25 protein-coding genes are annotated in these 13,921 nt (G+C 61.7%); 4 read left to right on the top strand and 21 right to left on the bottom strand.

Annotated elements, in window-relative coordinates; genetic code table 11:
- Positions 1-4 precede the first annotated feature (4 nt).
- Together terL and PZ895_RS07960 are read right to left on the bottom strand one after the other, a co-directional pair.
- Positions 5-1,474 carry a phage terminase large subunit gene (terL, locus tag PZ895_RS07965; protein ID WP_275838489.1) on the bottom strand — a complete coding sequence of 490 codons (1,470 nt, stop codon included), beginning with the start codon at positions 1,472-1,474 and terminating at the stop codon, positions 5-7.
- On the bottom strand, positions 1,431-1,637 hold the full coding sequence (locus PZ895_RS07960; RefSeq protein ID WP_275838488.1) for a hypothetical protein: 207 nt from the start codon (positions 1,635-1,637) through the stop codon (positions 1,431-1,433). The genes terL and PZ895_RS07960 overlap by 44 nt, the downstream gene beginning before the upstream one ends.
- Here PZ895_RS07960 and PZ895_RS07955 point away from each other — a divergent pair.
- Positions 1,636-2,739, top strand: coding sequence for a hypothetical protein (locus PZ895_RS07955; RefSeq protein ID WP_275838487.1), 1,104 nt, complete (start codon positions 1,636-1,638; stop codon positions 2,737-2,739). The genes PZ895_RS07960 and PZ895_RS07955 overlap by 2 nt on opposite strands.
- Positions 2,697-3,257: an SLATT domain-containing protein gene (locus tag PZ895_RS07950; protein WP_275838486.1), complete on the top strand. Its 561-nt coding sequence runs from the start codon at positions 2,697-2,699 to the stop codon at positions 3,255-3,257. The genes PZ895_RS07955 and PZ895_RS07950 overlap by 43 nt, the downstream gene beginning before the upstream one ends.
- On the opposite strand, the gene PZ895_RS07945 is transcribed toward PZ895_RS07950, so the two are convergent.
- The 19 genes from PZ895_RS07945 to PZ895_RS07855 all read right to left on the bottom strand — a co-directional run bounded on the left by PZ895_RS07945 (position 3,258) and on the right by PZ895_RS07855 (position 12,865).
- Complete coding sequence (locus tag PZ895_RS07945) at positions 3,258-3,842, bottom strand: hypothetical protein (RefSeq protein ID WP_275838485.1); 585 nt, start codon at positions 3,840-3,842, stop codon at positions 3,258-3,260.
- A complete protein-coding gene (locus PZ895_RS07940; RefSeq protein WP_275838484.1) occupies positions 3,839-4,276 on the bottom strand; it encodes a hypothetical protein in 438 nt (145 codons plus the stop codon). The genes PZ895_RS07945 and PZ895_RS07940 overlap by 4 nt, the downstream gene beginning before the upstream one ends.
- On the bottom strand, positions 4,269-4,481 hold the full coding sequence (locus tag PZ895_RS07935; protein ID WP_275838483.1) for a hypothetical protein: 213 nt from the start codon (positions 4,479-4,481) through the stop codon (positions 4,269-4,271). The genes PZ895_RS07940 and PZ895_RS07935 overlap by 8 nt, the downstream gene beginning before the upstream one ends.
- Positions 4,478-4,720: a helix-turn-helix domain-containing protein gene (locus tag PZ895_RS07930; RefSeq protein ID WP_275838482.1), complete on the bottom strand. Its 243-nt coding sequence runs from the start codon at positions 4,718-4,720 to the stop codon at positions 4,478-4,480. Before PZ895_RS07930 ends, PZ895_RS07935 begins: the two co-directional genes overlap by 4 nt.
- Entirely contained in the window at positions 4,717-5,073 is a 357-nt protein-coding gene (locus tag PZ895_RS07925; RefSeq protein ID WP_275838481.1) for a hypothetical protein, read from the bottom strand. Before PZ895_RS07925 ends, PZ895_RS07930 begins: the two co-directional genes overlap by 4 nt.
- Positions 5,073-6,524: a DnaB-like helicase C-terminal domain-containing protein gene (locus tag PZ895_RS07920; RefSeq protein WP_275838480.1), complete on the bottom strand. Its 1,452-nt coding sequence runs from the start codon at positions 6,522-6,524 to the stop codon at positions 5,073-5,075. The genes PZ895_RS07925 and PZ895_RS07920 overlap by 1 nt, the downstream gene beginning before the upstream one ends.
- A complete protein-coding gene (locus PZ895_RS07915) occupies positions 6,521-7,078 on the bottom strand; it encodes a hypothetical protein (protein ID WP_275838479.1) in 558 nt (185 codons plus the stop codon). The genes PZ895_RS07920 and PZ895_RS07915 overlap by 4 nt, the downstream gene beginning before the upstream one ends.
- Positions 7,078-7,620 (bottom strand): hypothetical protein, encoded by a 543-nt coding sequence (locus tag PZ895_RS07910; protein ID WP_275838478.1) that lies wholly within the window; start codon positions 7,618-7,620, stop codon positions 7,078-7,080. Before PZ895_RS07910 ends, PZ895_RS07915 begins: the two co-directional genes overlap by 1 nt.
- 41 nt (positions 7,621-7,661) lie before the next feature.
- Entirely contained in the window at positions 7,662-8,429 is a 768-nt protein-coding gene (locus PZ895_RS07905) for a DNA methyltransferase (protein WP_275838477.1), read from the bottom strand.
- A 96-nt stretch (positions 8,430-8,525) separates the two neighbouring features.
- Positions 8,526-9,737, bottom strand: a complete 1,212-nt coding sequence (locus PZ895_RS07900) for a phosphoadenosine phosphosulfate reductase family protein (RefSeq protein ID WP_275838909.1) — start codon at positions 9,735-9,737, stop codon at positions 8,526-8,528.
- Positions 9,737-9,862, bottom strand: a complete 126-nt coding sequence (locus tag PZ895_RS07895) for a hypothetical protein (RefSeq protein ID WP_275838476.1) — start codon at positions 9,860-9,862, stop codon at positions 9,737-9,739. Before PZ895_RS07895 ends, PZ895_RS07900 begins: the two co-directional genes overlap by 1 nt.
- Before the next feature lie 7 nt (positions 9,863-9,869).
- A complete protein-coding gene (locus PZ895_RS07890; protein ID WP_275838475.1) occupies positions 9,870-10,238 on the bottom strand; it encodes a hypothetical protein in 369 nt (122 codons plus the stop codon).
- A 211-nt stretch (positions 10,239-10,449) separates the two neighbouring features.
- Complete coding sequence (locus PZ895_RS07885) at positions 10,450-10,626, bottom strand: hypothetical protein (protein ID WP_275838474.1); 177 nt, start codon at positions 10,624-10,626, stop codon at positions 10,450-10,452.
- Positions 10,623-10,955: a hypothetical protein gene (locus PZ895_RS07880; RefSeq protein WP_275838473.1), complete on the bottom strand. Its 333-nt coding sequence runs from the start codon at positions 10,953-10,955 to the stop codon at positions 10,623-10,625. Before PZ895_RS07880 ends, PZ895_RS07885 begins: the two co-directional genes overlap by 4 nt.
- On the bottom strand, positions 10,952-11,137 hold the full coding sequence (locus tag PZ895_RS07875) for a hypothetical protein (RefSeq protein WP_275838472.1): 186 nt from the start codon (positions 11,135-11,137) through the stop codon (positions 10,952-10,954). The genes PZ895_RS07880 and PZ895_RS07875 overlap by 4 nt, the downstream gene beginning before the upstream one ends.
- Positions 11,137-11,649, bottom strand: coding sequence for a hypothetical protein (locus PZ895_RS07870; RefSeq protein WP_275838471.1), 513 nt, complete (start codon positions 11,647-11,649; stop codon positions 11,137-11,139). Before PZ895_RS07870 ends, PZ895_RS07875 begins: the two co-directional genes overlap by 1 nt.
- The gene (locus tag PZ895_RS07865; RefSeq protein ID WP_275838470.1) at positions 11,650-11,916 is read right to left on the bottom strand and encodes a hypothetical protein; all 267 of its coding nucleotides are present in this window, start codon (positions 11,914-11,916) and stop codon (positions 11,650-11,652) included.
- Positions 11,913-12,611 (bottom strand): hypothetical protein, encoded by a 699-nt coding sequence (locus tag PZ895_RS07860; protein ID WP_275838469.1) that lies wholly within the window; start codon positions 12,609-12,611, stop codon positions 11,913-11,915. Before PZ895_RS07860 ends, PZ895_RS07865 begins: the two co-directional genes overlap by 4 nt.
- Positions 12,608-12,865 carry a helix-turn-helix transcriptional regulator gene (locus tag PZ895_RS07855; protein WP_275838468.1) on the bottom strand — a complete coding sequence of 86 codons (258 nt, stop codon included), beginning with the start codon at positions 12,863-12,865 and terminating at the stop codon, positions 12,608-12,610. The genes PZ895_RS07860 and PZ895_RS07855 overlap by 4 nt, the downstream gene beginning before the upstream one ends.
- A gap of 113 nt (positions 12,866-12,978) precedes the next feature.
- Between PZ895_RS07855 and PZ895_RS07850 the strand changes: the two genes are divergently transcribed.
- Positions 12,979-13,644, top strand: a complete 666-nt coding sequence (locus PZ895_RS07850) for an XRE family transcriptional regulator (protein WP_275838467.1) — start codon at positions 12,979-12,981, stop codon at positions 13,642-13,644.
- Entirely contained in the window at positions 13,641-13,880 is a 240-nt protein-coding gene (locus PZ895_RS07845; RefSeq protein ID WP_275838466.1) for a hypothetical protein, read from the top strand. Before PZ895_RS07850 ends, PZ895_RS07845 begins: the two co-directional genes overlap by 4 nt.
- Positions 13,881-13,921: the final 41 nt, after the last annotated feature.

Genomic DNA, 13,921 nt, shown 5'->3' with positions numbered 1-13,921 from the left:
GCTCCTAGAGATTGTCGAGAGTGAAGGTCGATCCCAGCGCGAGCTCGTTCAGAGCGTCCGCGAAGGCATCGACATGGTCGTCGAATTGTGCGTTCGGGAACGAGCAGACCTCGTCCAGAAACAGTTCATTCCAGCGGCCGCGCACCACCTTTACATTGCCGGCTTCAGCCTGGGCAGATGCGCCCTTGGCGCGGGTGGCCTTGTCGCCCGTTACCGGCAACACCTTTACGGCGTGTCCGGCAAGCAGCTTCGTCTTCGTCGCGGCATCCGCCTTGCCGGCCGATCCCGGGTCTTGCGGCATTCGGATGGTGACGCTCAATCCGTCCTGTGTCGCGATGTTCTTCAGCTTCGTCTCGACTTCGCCGGCAGACCAGCGGCCACGCTCGACGTCCTCGACGTAGAATGTGCCCTTGTGGTGCGCCATGAGCAGCCCGACGGTCCAGTCCGGCTGCCGGCCGGGCTTTTCCTTCGATGCCGCGAAGTCCCACGCCCTGCACCGCCGCGCGCCAGCGGGAACCGCGTCGACGACCTCAAAGTCGCTGCGCTGGAACATGCCGCCCGATCGGGGCGCCGGGCGCTGCTGGTATTGCCCGGCATAAGCATAGCTGCCCATGTCGCGCTTGAGCTTGGCCACCGCCTCCGCAGGGAAGCGCGCAGGGTCGAGCAATTCGCCTTCATAGGTGCGCGGATCGCGAAACCCGATTTCGGTCTGGCACGCCCGCTCCGGCTCAAATTCCATCGGGAGCATCAGGTGGACATAGTCCATCCCGATTTCCTCGATAACGCCCGACACATCCTCCTCATGCAAGCGCTGCATGATGATGACGATCGCCGACTTCTCCTGATCGTTCAGACGGTTCTGGGCGCCCTCACGGAACTTGCGGGTCGTCGCCAGGCGCTCGGTCGCGCTCTCTGCCGTTTCGGTGGAGTGCGGATCATCGATGACCAGACGATCGCCACGTTGCGACGTCAGCGACCCGAAGGCGACACCCTCACGGGTTCCGGTCGAACTGTTGGCGAAAGACGTCTCACCCGTGCGGGTCAGTACCACTTCGGGCCATAGAGCCCGGTACCAGTCCGAAAGCATCAGGTCGCGGCACTTGCGCGTGTCGCGCTTGACCGGCCCATCGTTGAACGACGTCGTCAGATACCGCATCGAGCGGAGGTCTTTCGGACCCCACTCCCATGCCTGCCACATCACCGCGACCAGCATCGACTTGGACGAGCCGGGAGGCACGTTGACCAGCAGCCGGGTTATCCGGCCGTCGGTCACCGCCTCGAGGTGTTCGCAGATCGCGTCGAGGTGCCAGTTCCAGACCAGCTTTGCCGTCGGCTCCAGTACATGCCAGGCCTCACGGACGAACCCGGACAGCGTCTGGCACCGCTCCCGAATCCGTTCGGCGTCGCGGGCAACGCGGTTGCGTTCGGCCTCATCCTGCCGCCGCGCCCTCTCCTGCCGGATCAGGCGCATCATCGTCGCCGGATCCGGCAAGCGGACCGAAGATGCTTTCGAGCTGATCGAGTTCATCGCCACTCAGTTTGGTCAGGTCGACGGTCTGGATGGGGCCGCCATTGCGCCCGGTGTGCTGCATGCTCGCGAGCTTGGGATGCACATAGGGGGCAGCCGATTTCGCCATGTCGTCCCGCCTCTGGTCACTCGCCTTCGGGTTGCGCATCACCTTCAGCATGTATTCGAGCGGGGTCGCGCCGGTCGCTGCGACCTTCTTCTGGCGCTCGACAGACGCTTTGTTGGGGACGCCGGGCTTGCGGCCGGCATTAGTTCGACTGCCGCCCCTAGCCATGCTTGATTTCCTGATGCACGTTTTGATTGTTTTTCAAAGCCAAACGGTGAGCACAAGCATGTCTGTCTCGGAACGCTTCCGCATATTCCTCGAGAGGCTAACCCTCACGGACATCCAGATGCAGAACGGTCGAGATCGTCGCGAGAGCGCCATCAAGCCGCTCAACCTGTACTATTGGGCGTCATCCAGCGGCACGGCCAACTCGATCTTCATCGGCTCATGGGCGAAACGCACTCGTATGCGGCCGCCTCGCGATGTCGACGTTCTTTTCCAGTTGCCCTATTCAGTCTACGAACAGTACCAGCGACGCGAAGGCAACAAGCAGTCACAACTCTTGCAGGAGATTCGCGGCGTACTTCTCAAGAGTTATCCCTACACCGCAATACGCGGGGACGGCCCGGCTGTCGTGGTTCCATTCTCTTCCTATAACGTCGAGGTCATTCCCGCTTTCAAGCTCGAAGATGGAAAATATTGGGTATGCATTACGGCTGGCGGGGGAAGCTATAAGGCGGCGGATTACGAGGCTGAACGAGTTGCTATATCCAGCTCAACAACACGGTCGAATGGCAATACCCGCGAACTCGTCAAGATGATGAAGCGCTGGCAAACTCACTGCGCTGTTCCGATTAAGTCGTTTTGGTTTGAAATCCTAGCAGTGGACTTCATCAACAGCTGGGAACATGCCGGCAAGAGCCGAACCTGGTATGACTGGATGGTGCGCGACTTCCTAGTTTACCTTGTCGGCAAGGAGAACTCTTATGTGTTCGCGCCGGGAACTTGGGAAGCCATGAGTTTGGGTTCAGCCTGGACATCGAAGGCGCGAACGGCACGGGATCGCGCTATCAATGCATGCGAACACGAGGCAGGTAGCCGTCCGATTTCAGCGGGTGAAGAATGGCAGAAGATATTCGGGACGGACATCCCGTTGATCCCATGACGGACACTCGCATCCAGAGCCTGGTCGACGAATGCAGCCGCCAAGAGGACAATTGCCGATATACGGGGGCTAGCCTTTACACTTGGCAAAAGAGCGCTCAGCGGTGGCGGGCCGGCTTCCTGATTGCTCCGATCCTGCTAGCCGGTGTGGCCACGTCCCAAATTTTGGGGACGACGCTTCGTAGCGACTGGGCCCAAGCAGTCGCCGCTCTCATGAGCCTCACCGCCGGCTTTTTCCCTTCCATCTACATCGCGCTGAACATGGACATGCGCGTGTCTGAGATCAGTCGTTCTGCTGCGGAATTCACCAATCTACGCGACCGGTTCCGACAGATATCTATAATCCGCAGATCTGGCCCTTTCGAAGAGTTTCAAGCAGAGTTTGAAGCCTTGATGGATCGGTTAGACGCGGCCCGCGGGTCCGCACCCCCCGCCCCAGATTGGTGTTTCAAGGAAGCGCAGTCGAAGATCAAGGCGGGCCACTACACCAGTGACGTGGACGAACAGCCCGCGAGCTAATCACCCCGCTCGCCTGGCAAGCTGCCTCACGAGGTTCCTGTGATCGGGATGATCAGGGAGGTGCTGGGGCTTCGCATCGGCGCCGCGTTCCCATTTGGCGTACGACACCGAAGATACCGTTGTTGGATCGACTTCTGTCCTGATTTGCGACACGCCGTCCAGCGGCATTGTCAACCGAACTGATAGCTGCCGGTTGAGATTGTTCGCAATGCGTTGACACGCCTTGTTTACACGGCGCTCGAAAGTTCGGCGAATGACGCCGTTTTGCTCCAGATACCGGGCAAGGTACATGCCTTTTCGGCTCTTGAGGAAGCTGTAATCGTAGAGGAGCTTGCGTTCCTTCTCCTCGAGCATGGTGTTGATCCATGTCCAGGTCTCTTCCATGCGGGTGAGCGCGCCGGGTGCTGGGATGCGCCGGATGCGCGTCGTCTCGCCTCTGCGGTAGTCGTCGACATACTCGCTGAAGATGTCGGACATGCTGCCGAGCATGCGCGGTCCGAGCGCTGCCGGCGATGCCATCAGGGTTTCTGCCGCTTCCAATACGCGGTCACGAACCGCATCGTACGTCCAAGCCTCGTAGGTCACGCCGCCGCCTCTCCTGTGAGCATTTCGATGAGATCGCCCTGGATGGGGCTGTAGAACTTCAGACCGATCAGAACACGAAGGACATGGGTCGTGGGTACGCCGCTGTTCATGCCCTTGGCCTTCTTCCTGAGCGAGCCGAGATCGATCGCGTTGAAATCGTGCACCAGCGACGGGCGCTTGATGAGATCCGGGTTGCGCGCCAGCACCGACGAGACGGCCTTGATCATGTCGGCGTAGAGCTCGGCAGCGTTCGTCTTCGTGCCGGTCATGAGCATGAGCACAAGGCGAAGATGATCCTCGCCATGCTCTCGGCCGATCTCGCGCAGCGTCGGCTTGCAGAAACACTCACGGGGACGTCGAAACGCCCCCGGATGCTCATGACCTTCTCTTAGGATGACGCCGCACTGTCGGGCGACGCGATAGATGTCAGCCATGGCGCGGCCTGTTCTGGTTGCCGGGGAGTCGGGCGCGATAGGCATCTCGCTCCCGCTTCATGTCTGCCAGCACCGCGCTCGCTGCCCTGCCCTGCTCGTATTCATCCAACAGACGGTCGGTCGCCTGGATATAAGCCGCTCTGGCGCCGCCGCGCGCTCCTGCATCCCTCGCCTTCTGCTGCTCGATCCGCGCGTTGAGCTTCATACCGTTGGCTTCTTCTTGAGCTTGCCAAGCGCATACAGCACCGTCGAATGGTCACGGCCGAAGAGGCGGCCAAGATGAGAAGGTGTCCAGTCAAACGCGGCGTCAATCGCGCGGATGCAGGCGTACCGCGCCGCCACGACGCGACGTGACAGGTTACGCCCCATCACTTCGGCAGGAGTTGCCCGGTGCGCAGCTGCGGTCTCGGCAATGATTGCGTTTGCCATGTCTCGTGGTGTCATCGCGCTCTCCTCCGCTCGACAACGACCTGACGACCCTTGCTGAACAGCGTCTCGGGACCGAGGAATGCCCGGGCGCGCTCCTCTGCGGCCTCAGCTTCCTTGCGCTGGCGCCACTCGGCGACCTCGTCGAGCATGGCGTCGGGCTCGATCACCTCAGCGCGGATGACCGGGTTCAAGATAGCCTTGACGCAAGCCTTGGCCGCGTCGATCGCCTGGGTGGCGGTGTCGCACTCGACGGGCTGACCGTCCTTGCGCACGAAGCGCCAGTTCTCACCGGCGAAGAGCTTGAACAAGGGCCGGTAGCGCGAGCCGTAGGGCATCTGGCTGTATTCGGGCAGGAAGTCCTTGGTCATCAGAAGCCCTCGAATGCAGGTGGCATCTCGTCGGACGACGATGAGAACATGGTGAACTCGCCGTCGAACCGGATTTCAGGTGATTGGCCGGGCTCGCCGCGCCGGCGCTTGTGATTGATGACCCACGCCTTGCCTCGGCTCATCTCGAGCTTTTCGATCATCACCTCGCGTTTGGTCTTCTCTCCGTCGCGGGCGCGTTCCGGCGGCATGGTGGGGATCAACTCGCGATAGAGCGGTTCCGGGCGGTAGAGCGAGAACCAGACATCCAGGCTCTGCTTGATCGAGCCGCCGCCATATGCGTCGCCCATGACGGGACGGATGGAGCTGCCAGAGCGCCAACGATTCTTCCAGTCGTCGTTCCGCTGGATCAGGATCACGATGGCGACGTTCAGCGTCTTCGCCAGCGCCTTGAGGCCGCGGTAGAGCGCATTGATCCGCTCGGCGAACATGTCCTTGGGATTCGGCAGTGTGATCATCTTCGCGTGGTCGATGACGATGAGGTCGAGCCCATGGCTCTTGACCATCGCCTCCGCCTTGATCCGGATGTCCGAGAGCGTGCACTCGCCAAAGCCGACGATATAGAATGGCAGATCGGTCGAGGCCATCATCTCCGCCTCGAGGTCGGCCTTTTCCTTCGAGTTGAGCGTGAAGTTGTCGATCCGCCCGAGACTGATCTTGCTGTGCTGCGCCGCGGCCTGGAGAGCCGCCTCCTCTTCCGTGACCTCGATCGAGAAGAACGCCGACTTGAAGCCCCGTCCTGCCACGAAACGGCACTGCTGCAGGCTGAATGAAGTTTTGCCGCCGCCCGAATCCGACATCAGGCCGATCAGATTGCCGCGGCGGATGTCGCCGAGCGCCTGGCCGATCTCCGGCAGAAACCACGGGATGCGCGACGCGCTGTTGTCGCTGTCCTTCGCCGCCTTGTCGACGGCGGCCGGGAGAACGACACCATACTTGGTCGAGCCCGCGCGCTCATTGCCCTCTTGGGCGATCCGGGTGAGCTCGCCGGCGGCATGGCCGATGATCCTCTCTGGCGTCATGTCGGCCGGCATGGACCGTGCCATTTCGATGACGTCTTCCATGCGGGCGATGATCTGGTGCCGCGACCACATTTCGATGATGGCGCGGGCATAGTCGTAGGCGTTGATGACGTTGATCGCGCCTGCGGCCAGCCGCGCGAGGTAGGCCGTGATCGTGATGTCGCCAATCATCAGGCCAGCGGGCATGTATGGGTTGAGCGTGACCGGGTTCGCCGAACGCCCGCTCGATATCAGCGTGCCCATCGTCTCGTAGATCAGCCGGTGCACGTCTTCCTTGAAGTGCTGGCCCTTGAGAAAGCCCGCGACGCGCCAGTAAGCGTCGGCGTTCAGCATGATGGCGCCGAGCAGCGCACACTCTGCATCGACGGCATCGGGAAGAGCTGGCTTGAGATCGCGAGCAAATGCGTTCATGCCGCCCTCGCCTGCATATGCTTGAAGGTCTGGAGCGAAGCGCCTGCGAAGGCGACACCAACGGCATCTGCCATGTCGTCATTGGTCACAGTGATCCTGAGCTGCGCGCAGCGGTCCCGTGCCGCCTTCTTCCAATCCTTGCGCTGCCAGCCCGGCCGCTTCCCAAATCCGAGGAACTGCTTGCGCCAGGATGTTGGCGCGATGACATCGAACGGGATTCGATAGCCGCGAATGATTGCCGCCGCCGCGCCCGTCAGTTGGTTCAGCAACAGCGATGTCCCGGCATTGATGGTGAGTTCGTCGTGTTCGCCGGCGAGATCGTGAGTTTGCTTGCGATGCTGCATGACGTTTCGCGTTGGCTGTTCCATCGCGACGAAGTCCGGACGCTGCTCCTTGAGCATGCGGATCATGGTGGCGCCCATCTCACCGGCGCGGTTCTCGAATCCCTCTCCGCCGATGCGGAAAGAGCCCGCTTTGATGGCCGATAGGCTCGCCTCGGTATCGTACCAGGCGAACCCTGTTGTCGTCGCGATGTCGAGGCCGAGGATCAGCATCAGGCAGCCTCGTCTTCTTCGAAGGGATCGCCGTCGGCTTCTTCCTGCCCCTTGATCAGTTCGGCGTTCCGCTTCTCCATCGCGGACTGCATGGCCTCCAGAGCCTTCTTCTGCTCTGCGGACCATTCTTCGGCCCATGCCTTGCCGTTCTCGCTGTTCTCGTCATACGGGTTACCGCCGACACCAAGCGCACCAGCCTTACGCCCTTCGCGGCGGGCGCGGTCGACGCCCGGCTCGCGGGTGAAGTCGCCGAACATGTCGGACTGGAACTCGACGGGCAGCGCAAACCACGCCGCGATCTCTGCCCTGCGCTTCAGGTCGTCGACGATCACGTTCTCGTCTTCGACCTCCGCGCAGCGCAGCGCGAAATCGATATCGGCGAGCTTGATCTTTTCGGCCTTCGCCAGCTTGCGGAGCCGCTTGTATTCCGCCTGCGCCTCCTGGACGACCGACAGTTGCGCGGCGATCGGCTTGAAGTGGCCCATGAAGACCGCCTTGCGCTCGGCGGGCGTCTGTTCCGAGTTGTGACCTACGTCAGACATGCCAGTGCTCCTTCCATTGGATCGATCGATTGATTGAGGGGTCATGCGGCACCTCCGAAAAGGGGCTGCTGGACCTGCGTCGATGCCCGCTCGATAAACATGTCGGGGCGCTCGTAGGCCGCGCGAATGCGCTCGCAGGCCATGTCGAAGAACGGTTCGTGGATCTCGATGCCGATGAACTTACGGCCCAAATTGGCGCACGCGACTCCGGTCGTTCCGCTGCCCATGAAGGGGTCGAGCACCAGGTCGCCACGAGCCGACGAGTTGCGGACATATTCGGCCATGAGGGGAACTGGCTTCTCGGTCGGGTGGCCGGTCGCCTTGTCGATCCCGCCTCGCAGAAGCTGCTTTGAGGACGGGTCGTTAATGGTCCGCGCTCTGCCCTTCCAAAGGTAGATCGTGAACTCGAGGTTCTTCATGTACCAGCGGTTCGCGGTCGGGGTGACCTTATCCCAGACGAGCACATTGTGGAGGCCGAAGCCGGCGGCAGCGGCGGCGTTCATGATCGGCCGCAGGTTTTTGTCGTTCGACATGACGTAGCAGTCGGCATCGGGGCCAAGTGCGTCATTGAAAGCGGCCATCATTTCAGGGAACGGAACGGTCGCCATGATGAGCTGCCCGTCGTTCCGGTAGTTGTGCGCGGCGAAGATGCCCGACATCGTTTTCGACGATTTTGAGACGCCGCCGGTCGTCAGAGAATAGGGCACGTCTGACACGATCAGATCGGCCTTCGGCAGGTCGCGCATGACCGACATGGCATCGCCAAGGATCAAACGGCAGTCGCCAATGACCTCCTCGCGCTGGATCATCGCATCCCACTCCATGCGAGCCCGGCTATGCCTGCCGAGGAAAGGAGAGAGAGGATGATGAAAAGGCGGAGGGAGGAGGTCATTCGGGGCGCTCCCTCAAACCAGCAGCGGCTGCATGGAGCCGTCGGCGAAGATCGATGCCATGGGAGTGTCGGCCGTCGGCTCGTCGCCGTCCCAGCCTTGCGGCCACGTCTCGGCCGCGATCAGTTCGCGGATGCGGGCTTCTTCCTCTCGATTGAGGAGATCGATAGTCGGTCGGTTTTGCTGCCGAGCGCCGTTGTTGCAGTCCGACTGGATGGACAGGACGCGATCAAGTCCCATCAGCCGCGCATCGAACGTGAGCGGGCCCATGCGCTGTGGGTTGGCAGCAATCGAGCCGTCCTTGAGAGTTTCGATGCCTGCTTTGCGCAGCCGGTTGGTCGGAAGCCGCAGTTCGCGATAGAGCGGCTTCAATCCCTTGAGCGGCGCCAGATACGACCAATCGGGCATTGCGACGATGGTATCCAGCGCCAGGTCCTTCGAAGCGAGCGGGCAGCCTGCACAGCCTGTGCGCGCATTTTTCTCCTCGGCCTCGTCACCGCCATAGGCATCGGCGATCGCGGCCGTCGACCATCCGCCATAGTCCTTGATCGGAGCGTAGATGCGCAGCCAGTCCCAGACATTGCAGACGCGCCAATGGAGCAGCGGCGCCAGGGTCGCTATCCGACCGCGGATGCCCTTAGCGTTCGGCAAGACCTCCTGATACCAGCCCTGCCCGCATTCAGCACCGTCCTTGCCACAGGACATCGCGATACGATTGTCGCGGATGGCGCTTTCGCCCTGCCGCACACCGGTCAGCATCAGGATGTTGCCGTCGAGCGTGTCGAGGCGAGCCTCCAGCGCGCCCGCCATCGGATCGATCTTGATCTGCCGAGTGCACCACCGGAGCGTGTTGTTGTTGGGCGGCGGCACGCCCCGGCCGAGGATGTAGACGAGGAACCGCTTGTCGAGCGGCGCCGTCACTACCTCACACCGGATGCCGCGCGCAGCGAGTTGCGCCATTATCGCCTGCGCGGCGATCGCGAGCGGCGGCAACTCCTGTCGGGTGTCGGCATAAAAGACGGTCAGTGTCTTTGGCGCTGTTATCCGGCCGACGTCGATCAGGTGGACGACCAGGGTGAGCAGGGCTGAACTGTCCTTCCCGCCCGACCACGCGATTGCCCAGTGATCATGCGACGGTCCGTAGGCCTGCAAGGATTGAACTGTCAGGTCGACCGCATCGTCATATACGAGACGCTTAGAACCTTCGAAGAGGGTTGGCTGGCGCATCACCACCCCCACGCATTCGCGCGCTGAACGCCCGAAGGCTCCGACATGCCAAGAGCGCTCGCATCGAAGACGATCAGAGCGATGACAATGGCAGCGGCGGCTGCGGCGGCGAAAGCATAGCTCATCTGCCGCCTACCGATCTGCCTGATGGTGGATCTGGCGAGCCGACACAGCTCGACCGCCAGCCGTTTGACTGCGTTCCAAAGACGCATGATTTCCCTCGATTTCGTGCCGCTTGGCCTCGACCGCATCGGCGGCGTTTTCGATGATCGAGCACAGGTGCCCGTACTTGTTGCGCAGGCCCCGGTAGACGTCGGCGTTCATCGACTTCATCGATCGCCAGTGCTTCCAGAGCCGTTCAGCTTGGGCCGGCGTTACCCCAGCCTTACTTGCTGCCCTGTCGCGCGCCGCGGTCTGGGTATCTCCCCAGCCGCGATACTCCTGTCGCGTTGCGGCGTTCAGCATTTCGAACGCCTCATGTGCTGCTGCACTCTCGCTCATGAACTCGCCCTCATTGGGTGCGGATTCGCACCGTCTGCGGTCACACATGCCCTGTCTCCATCGCTACGATTTGAAGCGTTGGAGACATCGGCACCGGGCCTGAACGGCTCGATGGCGAAAGGCAGAAAGGGAATGACGAATGCACGGCCAGAGGACCCGCCAAGATCGTACGGCAGTGCAACTCGAGTTGTTTGGACCGGCATACGGGGCATCAGATCGCCCCGCCGCGCCGGAGTTCAGAAACGATCGGCTCGTGGTCGACGATGGGCGCGCGCGCAAACTCGTACTCGTCTCGAGCAACAGCTTGAGCCTTGCCGATCATGACGCGCGCTGCGGCTATGGCGCCGACAACCAGAACGATTACGAATGATGAGAGCCACCAGGTCATGCCGGCTCCTTCTGCTTCTGATCGTTCAGGAGGGCCGTGAAGACGCTGATGTCGGTCTTGCGGTCCTGGATCGGGCGGAAGGTATGGGCGGGCCACGCACACTCACCGAACACCTCACGACGGAGGTCGACTTGGAAGTAGGTCCGCTTCTCGTTGACGATCTCTCGGAGCGTTATGCAAACAACGCCCGACCCCATGCACGGCTTGATCTCGCGGATCGTGTAGACCCGCCCTGTCTCCGGCAGTTTCTCATCGCCGTAGCCGTGTTCTCGGTTGGCGCCTTCGACGCAAACGACCTTCATGCCGACATGCCAGTGGAGGTAGCTCATCGCGACCCCGCCTTGTCATCCGGCCGCACGAAAATCCCGTTCTCAACGACCAGCTTGCGCACGTCCTCGACGGAGCGCCCGACCAGCATGGCAATGTCGGAGATCGAATAGTGGTTGAAGCCGAGATCAGTCACCCTATCGACATCGGCCACGGTCCAGGTGCGGTTCGGGATGTACGCCATTACGCCGCCACTCCCGCCGCACGTTCGCAGGGTCCGCAATGCTTCCGGCCGTAGCCGCCGCACATGCCTGGGCGCTGGCAAAGAGGCCGCATGGGCTTGCGCTCGCGCTGAATAGATTCGCCGGCCGGGCTAGTCGCGTAGGATTTGAGGGGGTCATGCGCCGCCGGCCGGCTATCCCCAGAATGGGAACGCATGGGGGAGATCGCGCATACTTCGGGGTTGCCCGGTTCGCGCTCTGGGGAATCGGTGCCGACCGTGAGGTCATCTCGCGGGGTGAGCGCGCATGTTGGCATGTGGCCAGCGTCACGGTCGGCGCTCGCCTGTACGCAAAACTTGTCAGGCGAAGTGGAACGGCCGGCGTTGATCTCGGCCGCGATCTGTTCGGCGCGCTGTTGAAGGGCGCACTCGATAAGGAAGCCGTCAGGGTGATGGACGAACCACCACTTGCCAGGTCCGCAGTCTGCGAACTTCTCGACGGCAACCGCAACGGCGTGGGTGAGAGAGACGGTCATTCACGCCTCCCCGCGATCGATCTTGTCGAGGAAGGCGCGAGCCTCGTCGGTCGTCTTGAACTTGTGCTGCCCGTTGCTTTTGTGCGCGAACGACAAGAGCAGGATGATCCCGCAGACGAAGCCGACCCACTGCATGGGCGCACTCTCGACAGCGATGCCGATCGATACCGGTATGACGAGCAAGGCGAAGATCGCGACGACTTGGCGAAGGAAACGCCCTACCCCGCGCACGTCGCTGATGATGATTTCCAGCTTGTTAGGGGTCATGGCTGCGCTTCTCCCGTAGCGGGGGTGCGGCGGGTGGCGTTCTCCACTTTGGAGGCGAACGCGCGGCCACCGTTGGCCAACTTGCCGTGCTTATGGAAAAGGTCGTGGCAGTCGGCGCACAAGACGATCAGGTCGCTCGAATGTTCAGCGCCGCGACGAACATATGTCCGATGGTGAACGTGAAGCTGCCCGCCGCCTGCGCATGTCTGGCAATGAAACCGTGCTCGGCGGAGCGCATCCTTTCGACGGGCGGCCCATTCTGGCGTCCGCAGATACTCTTGATATGGCATCGTGCGGAGTTCCGTCTCGCGACGCTGACGACTGTGCTGTTCTCTGAGAAGAGGGGCAATTTCCCGATCGCGGCGGGCTTGGCGGCAATCGGAGCAAAGCAGCCGGCTCCATCGATCCCAGCGTCCGGGTCGACGCGCTCGACGCCGTTCCTGACTGAAAAGCTCCTGCGCCTTAGTTCGCGAGGCTACGATGACAGCGGAATCGCATTCCTCGCAAACGAACGGGCTGAACGCGGCGCCGGCCAACGACGCAATTTGGTTGGGATGAAGGTCGGGAGCGTACGCGTCGATGATTTCGGCGGCTGGTATGTCAGAGCACCAGTAGAGGTTCGCGGCATCAGATGCAGCGATCGGCACCATCATGTCGATCCAGTATGGATCAGCCCTGAGGAAGATCACGCTCATGCGGCCGCCTCTTCGCTGGCGCTCTCGTCTTCTTTCGAGCGGAGGAACGCGAGGCGCGTCTCGTGCATGTCGTTGGCGGTGACTGCGCCGCTCGTGATTTCGGTGATCTTGGCAATCACATCGGCGTCGGGGCGGCTGCGGCCAGTCTCCCAGCGCCAGACAGTGCCCGGTCCGGACTTCTCATCCAGACCAAGCTCCTTTGCGAGCTGCTGGGTGCTGCATCCGTTCGCTTCGCGCCAATCTTTGAGGGACATCAACAGGCTCCGTTCTTTCAAGCCTTATATCGCAGTTTTTGCGATATCGTCAACCTCTAAGATCGCATTTCGTGCGATACGCATTTTTTGCGATGTTTGATATCGATTGCGGCATGAAGAACCGCGTCAAAGAACTCCGAGAGGCCAAGGGCTGGACCCAGACCGACCTTGGCGACGCTATCGGCGTCCAGTGGCAGACGATCAGCCGTATCGAAAACAGCCACACGCGGATCATGCCGAAGAGGGAGATGCCGATTGCCGACGCTCTCGGCGTTACGCCCGATGATCTCTACCGCGATCCCGAGGACATCGAAGAGCCGACCAGCACCGTCGCGCTGATGGGCTTCGTCGGAGCGGGCGCGCAGATCGATCCCGACTTCGAGCAGACGCCGCCGGAGGGCCTCGACCAGATCACGCTGCGCATTCCGCTGCCAGGCGACATGATCGCGTTCCAGGTCAAAGGTATTTCGATGCTGCCCCGCTATGACGAGGGCGACGTGATTATCGTTTGGCGCGAGCAGAAGCGCGGGACCGATTCATTCCTTGGCGAGGAAGCGGCGGTACGGACGCGCGACGGCCGGCGCTTCCTCAAGACGATCCGGCGCGGCGCGCGGGGCTACACGCTCGAATCTTGGAACGACCATCCGATCGAGGATCAAGAGCTTGAATGGGTGGGCGAGATCTACGTGACGATCCGCGCAAACCAGCTTCGCCGCATGACGAACCAGATCGAGCGCCAAGGCGGCGTGCAGGGTCAGTTGAAGCTGAAAACGGCATGACCCGCCTGTCCGACCTCTCCACCGCGCAAATCCGCATGATGATCAAGCTGGACGACGGGTTCGATCATGAGGACAGCGTGGGGCGGGAACTGAACTATTTCATCGGCCACGAACAGCGGACCGTCGATAGCTTGGTCGATATGGGCTTGGTCGAACTCGTGCCGGGCCGCGGGATGCAGTTCTGGTTCCGGCTGACAGAGAAGGGCCGGAAGGTGCGCGAGGAAGGCGAGGCATGATGGGCTGCCGCCAATTGCCAATCGTTAATCATAATGGGTTA

The organism is Mesorhizobium sp. YIM 152430 (genome assembly GCF_029210365.1).
Taxonomy (GTDB): Bacteria; Pseudomonadota; Alphaproteobacteria; order Rhizobiales; family Rhizobiaceae; genus Aliihoeflea.
The sequence above is the reverse complement of the archived record's forward strand: the minus strand, read 5'-3'. Positions and strand labels throughout refer to the sequence as shown.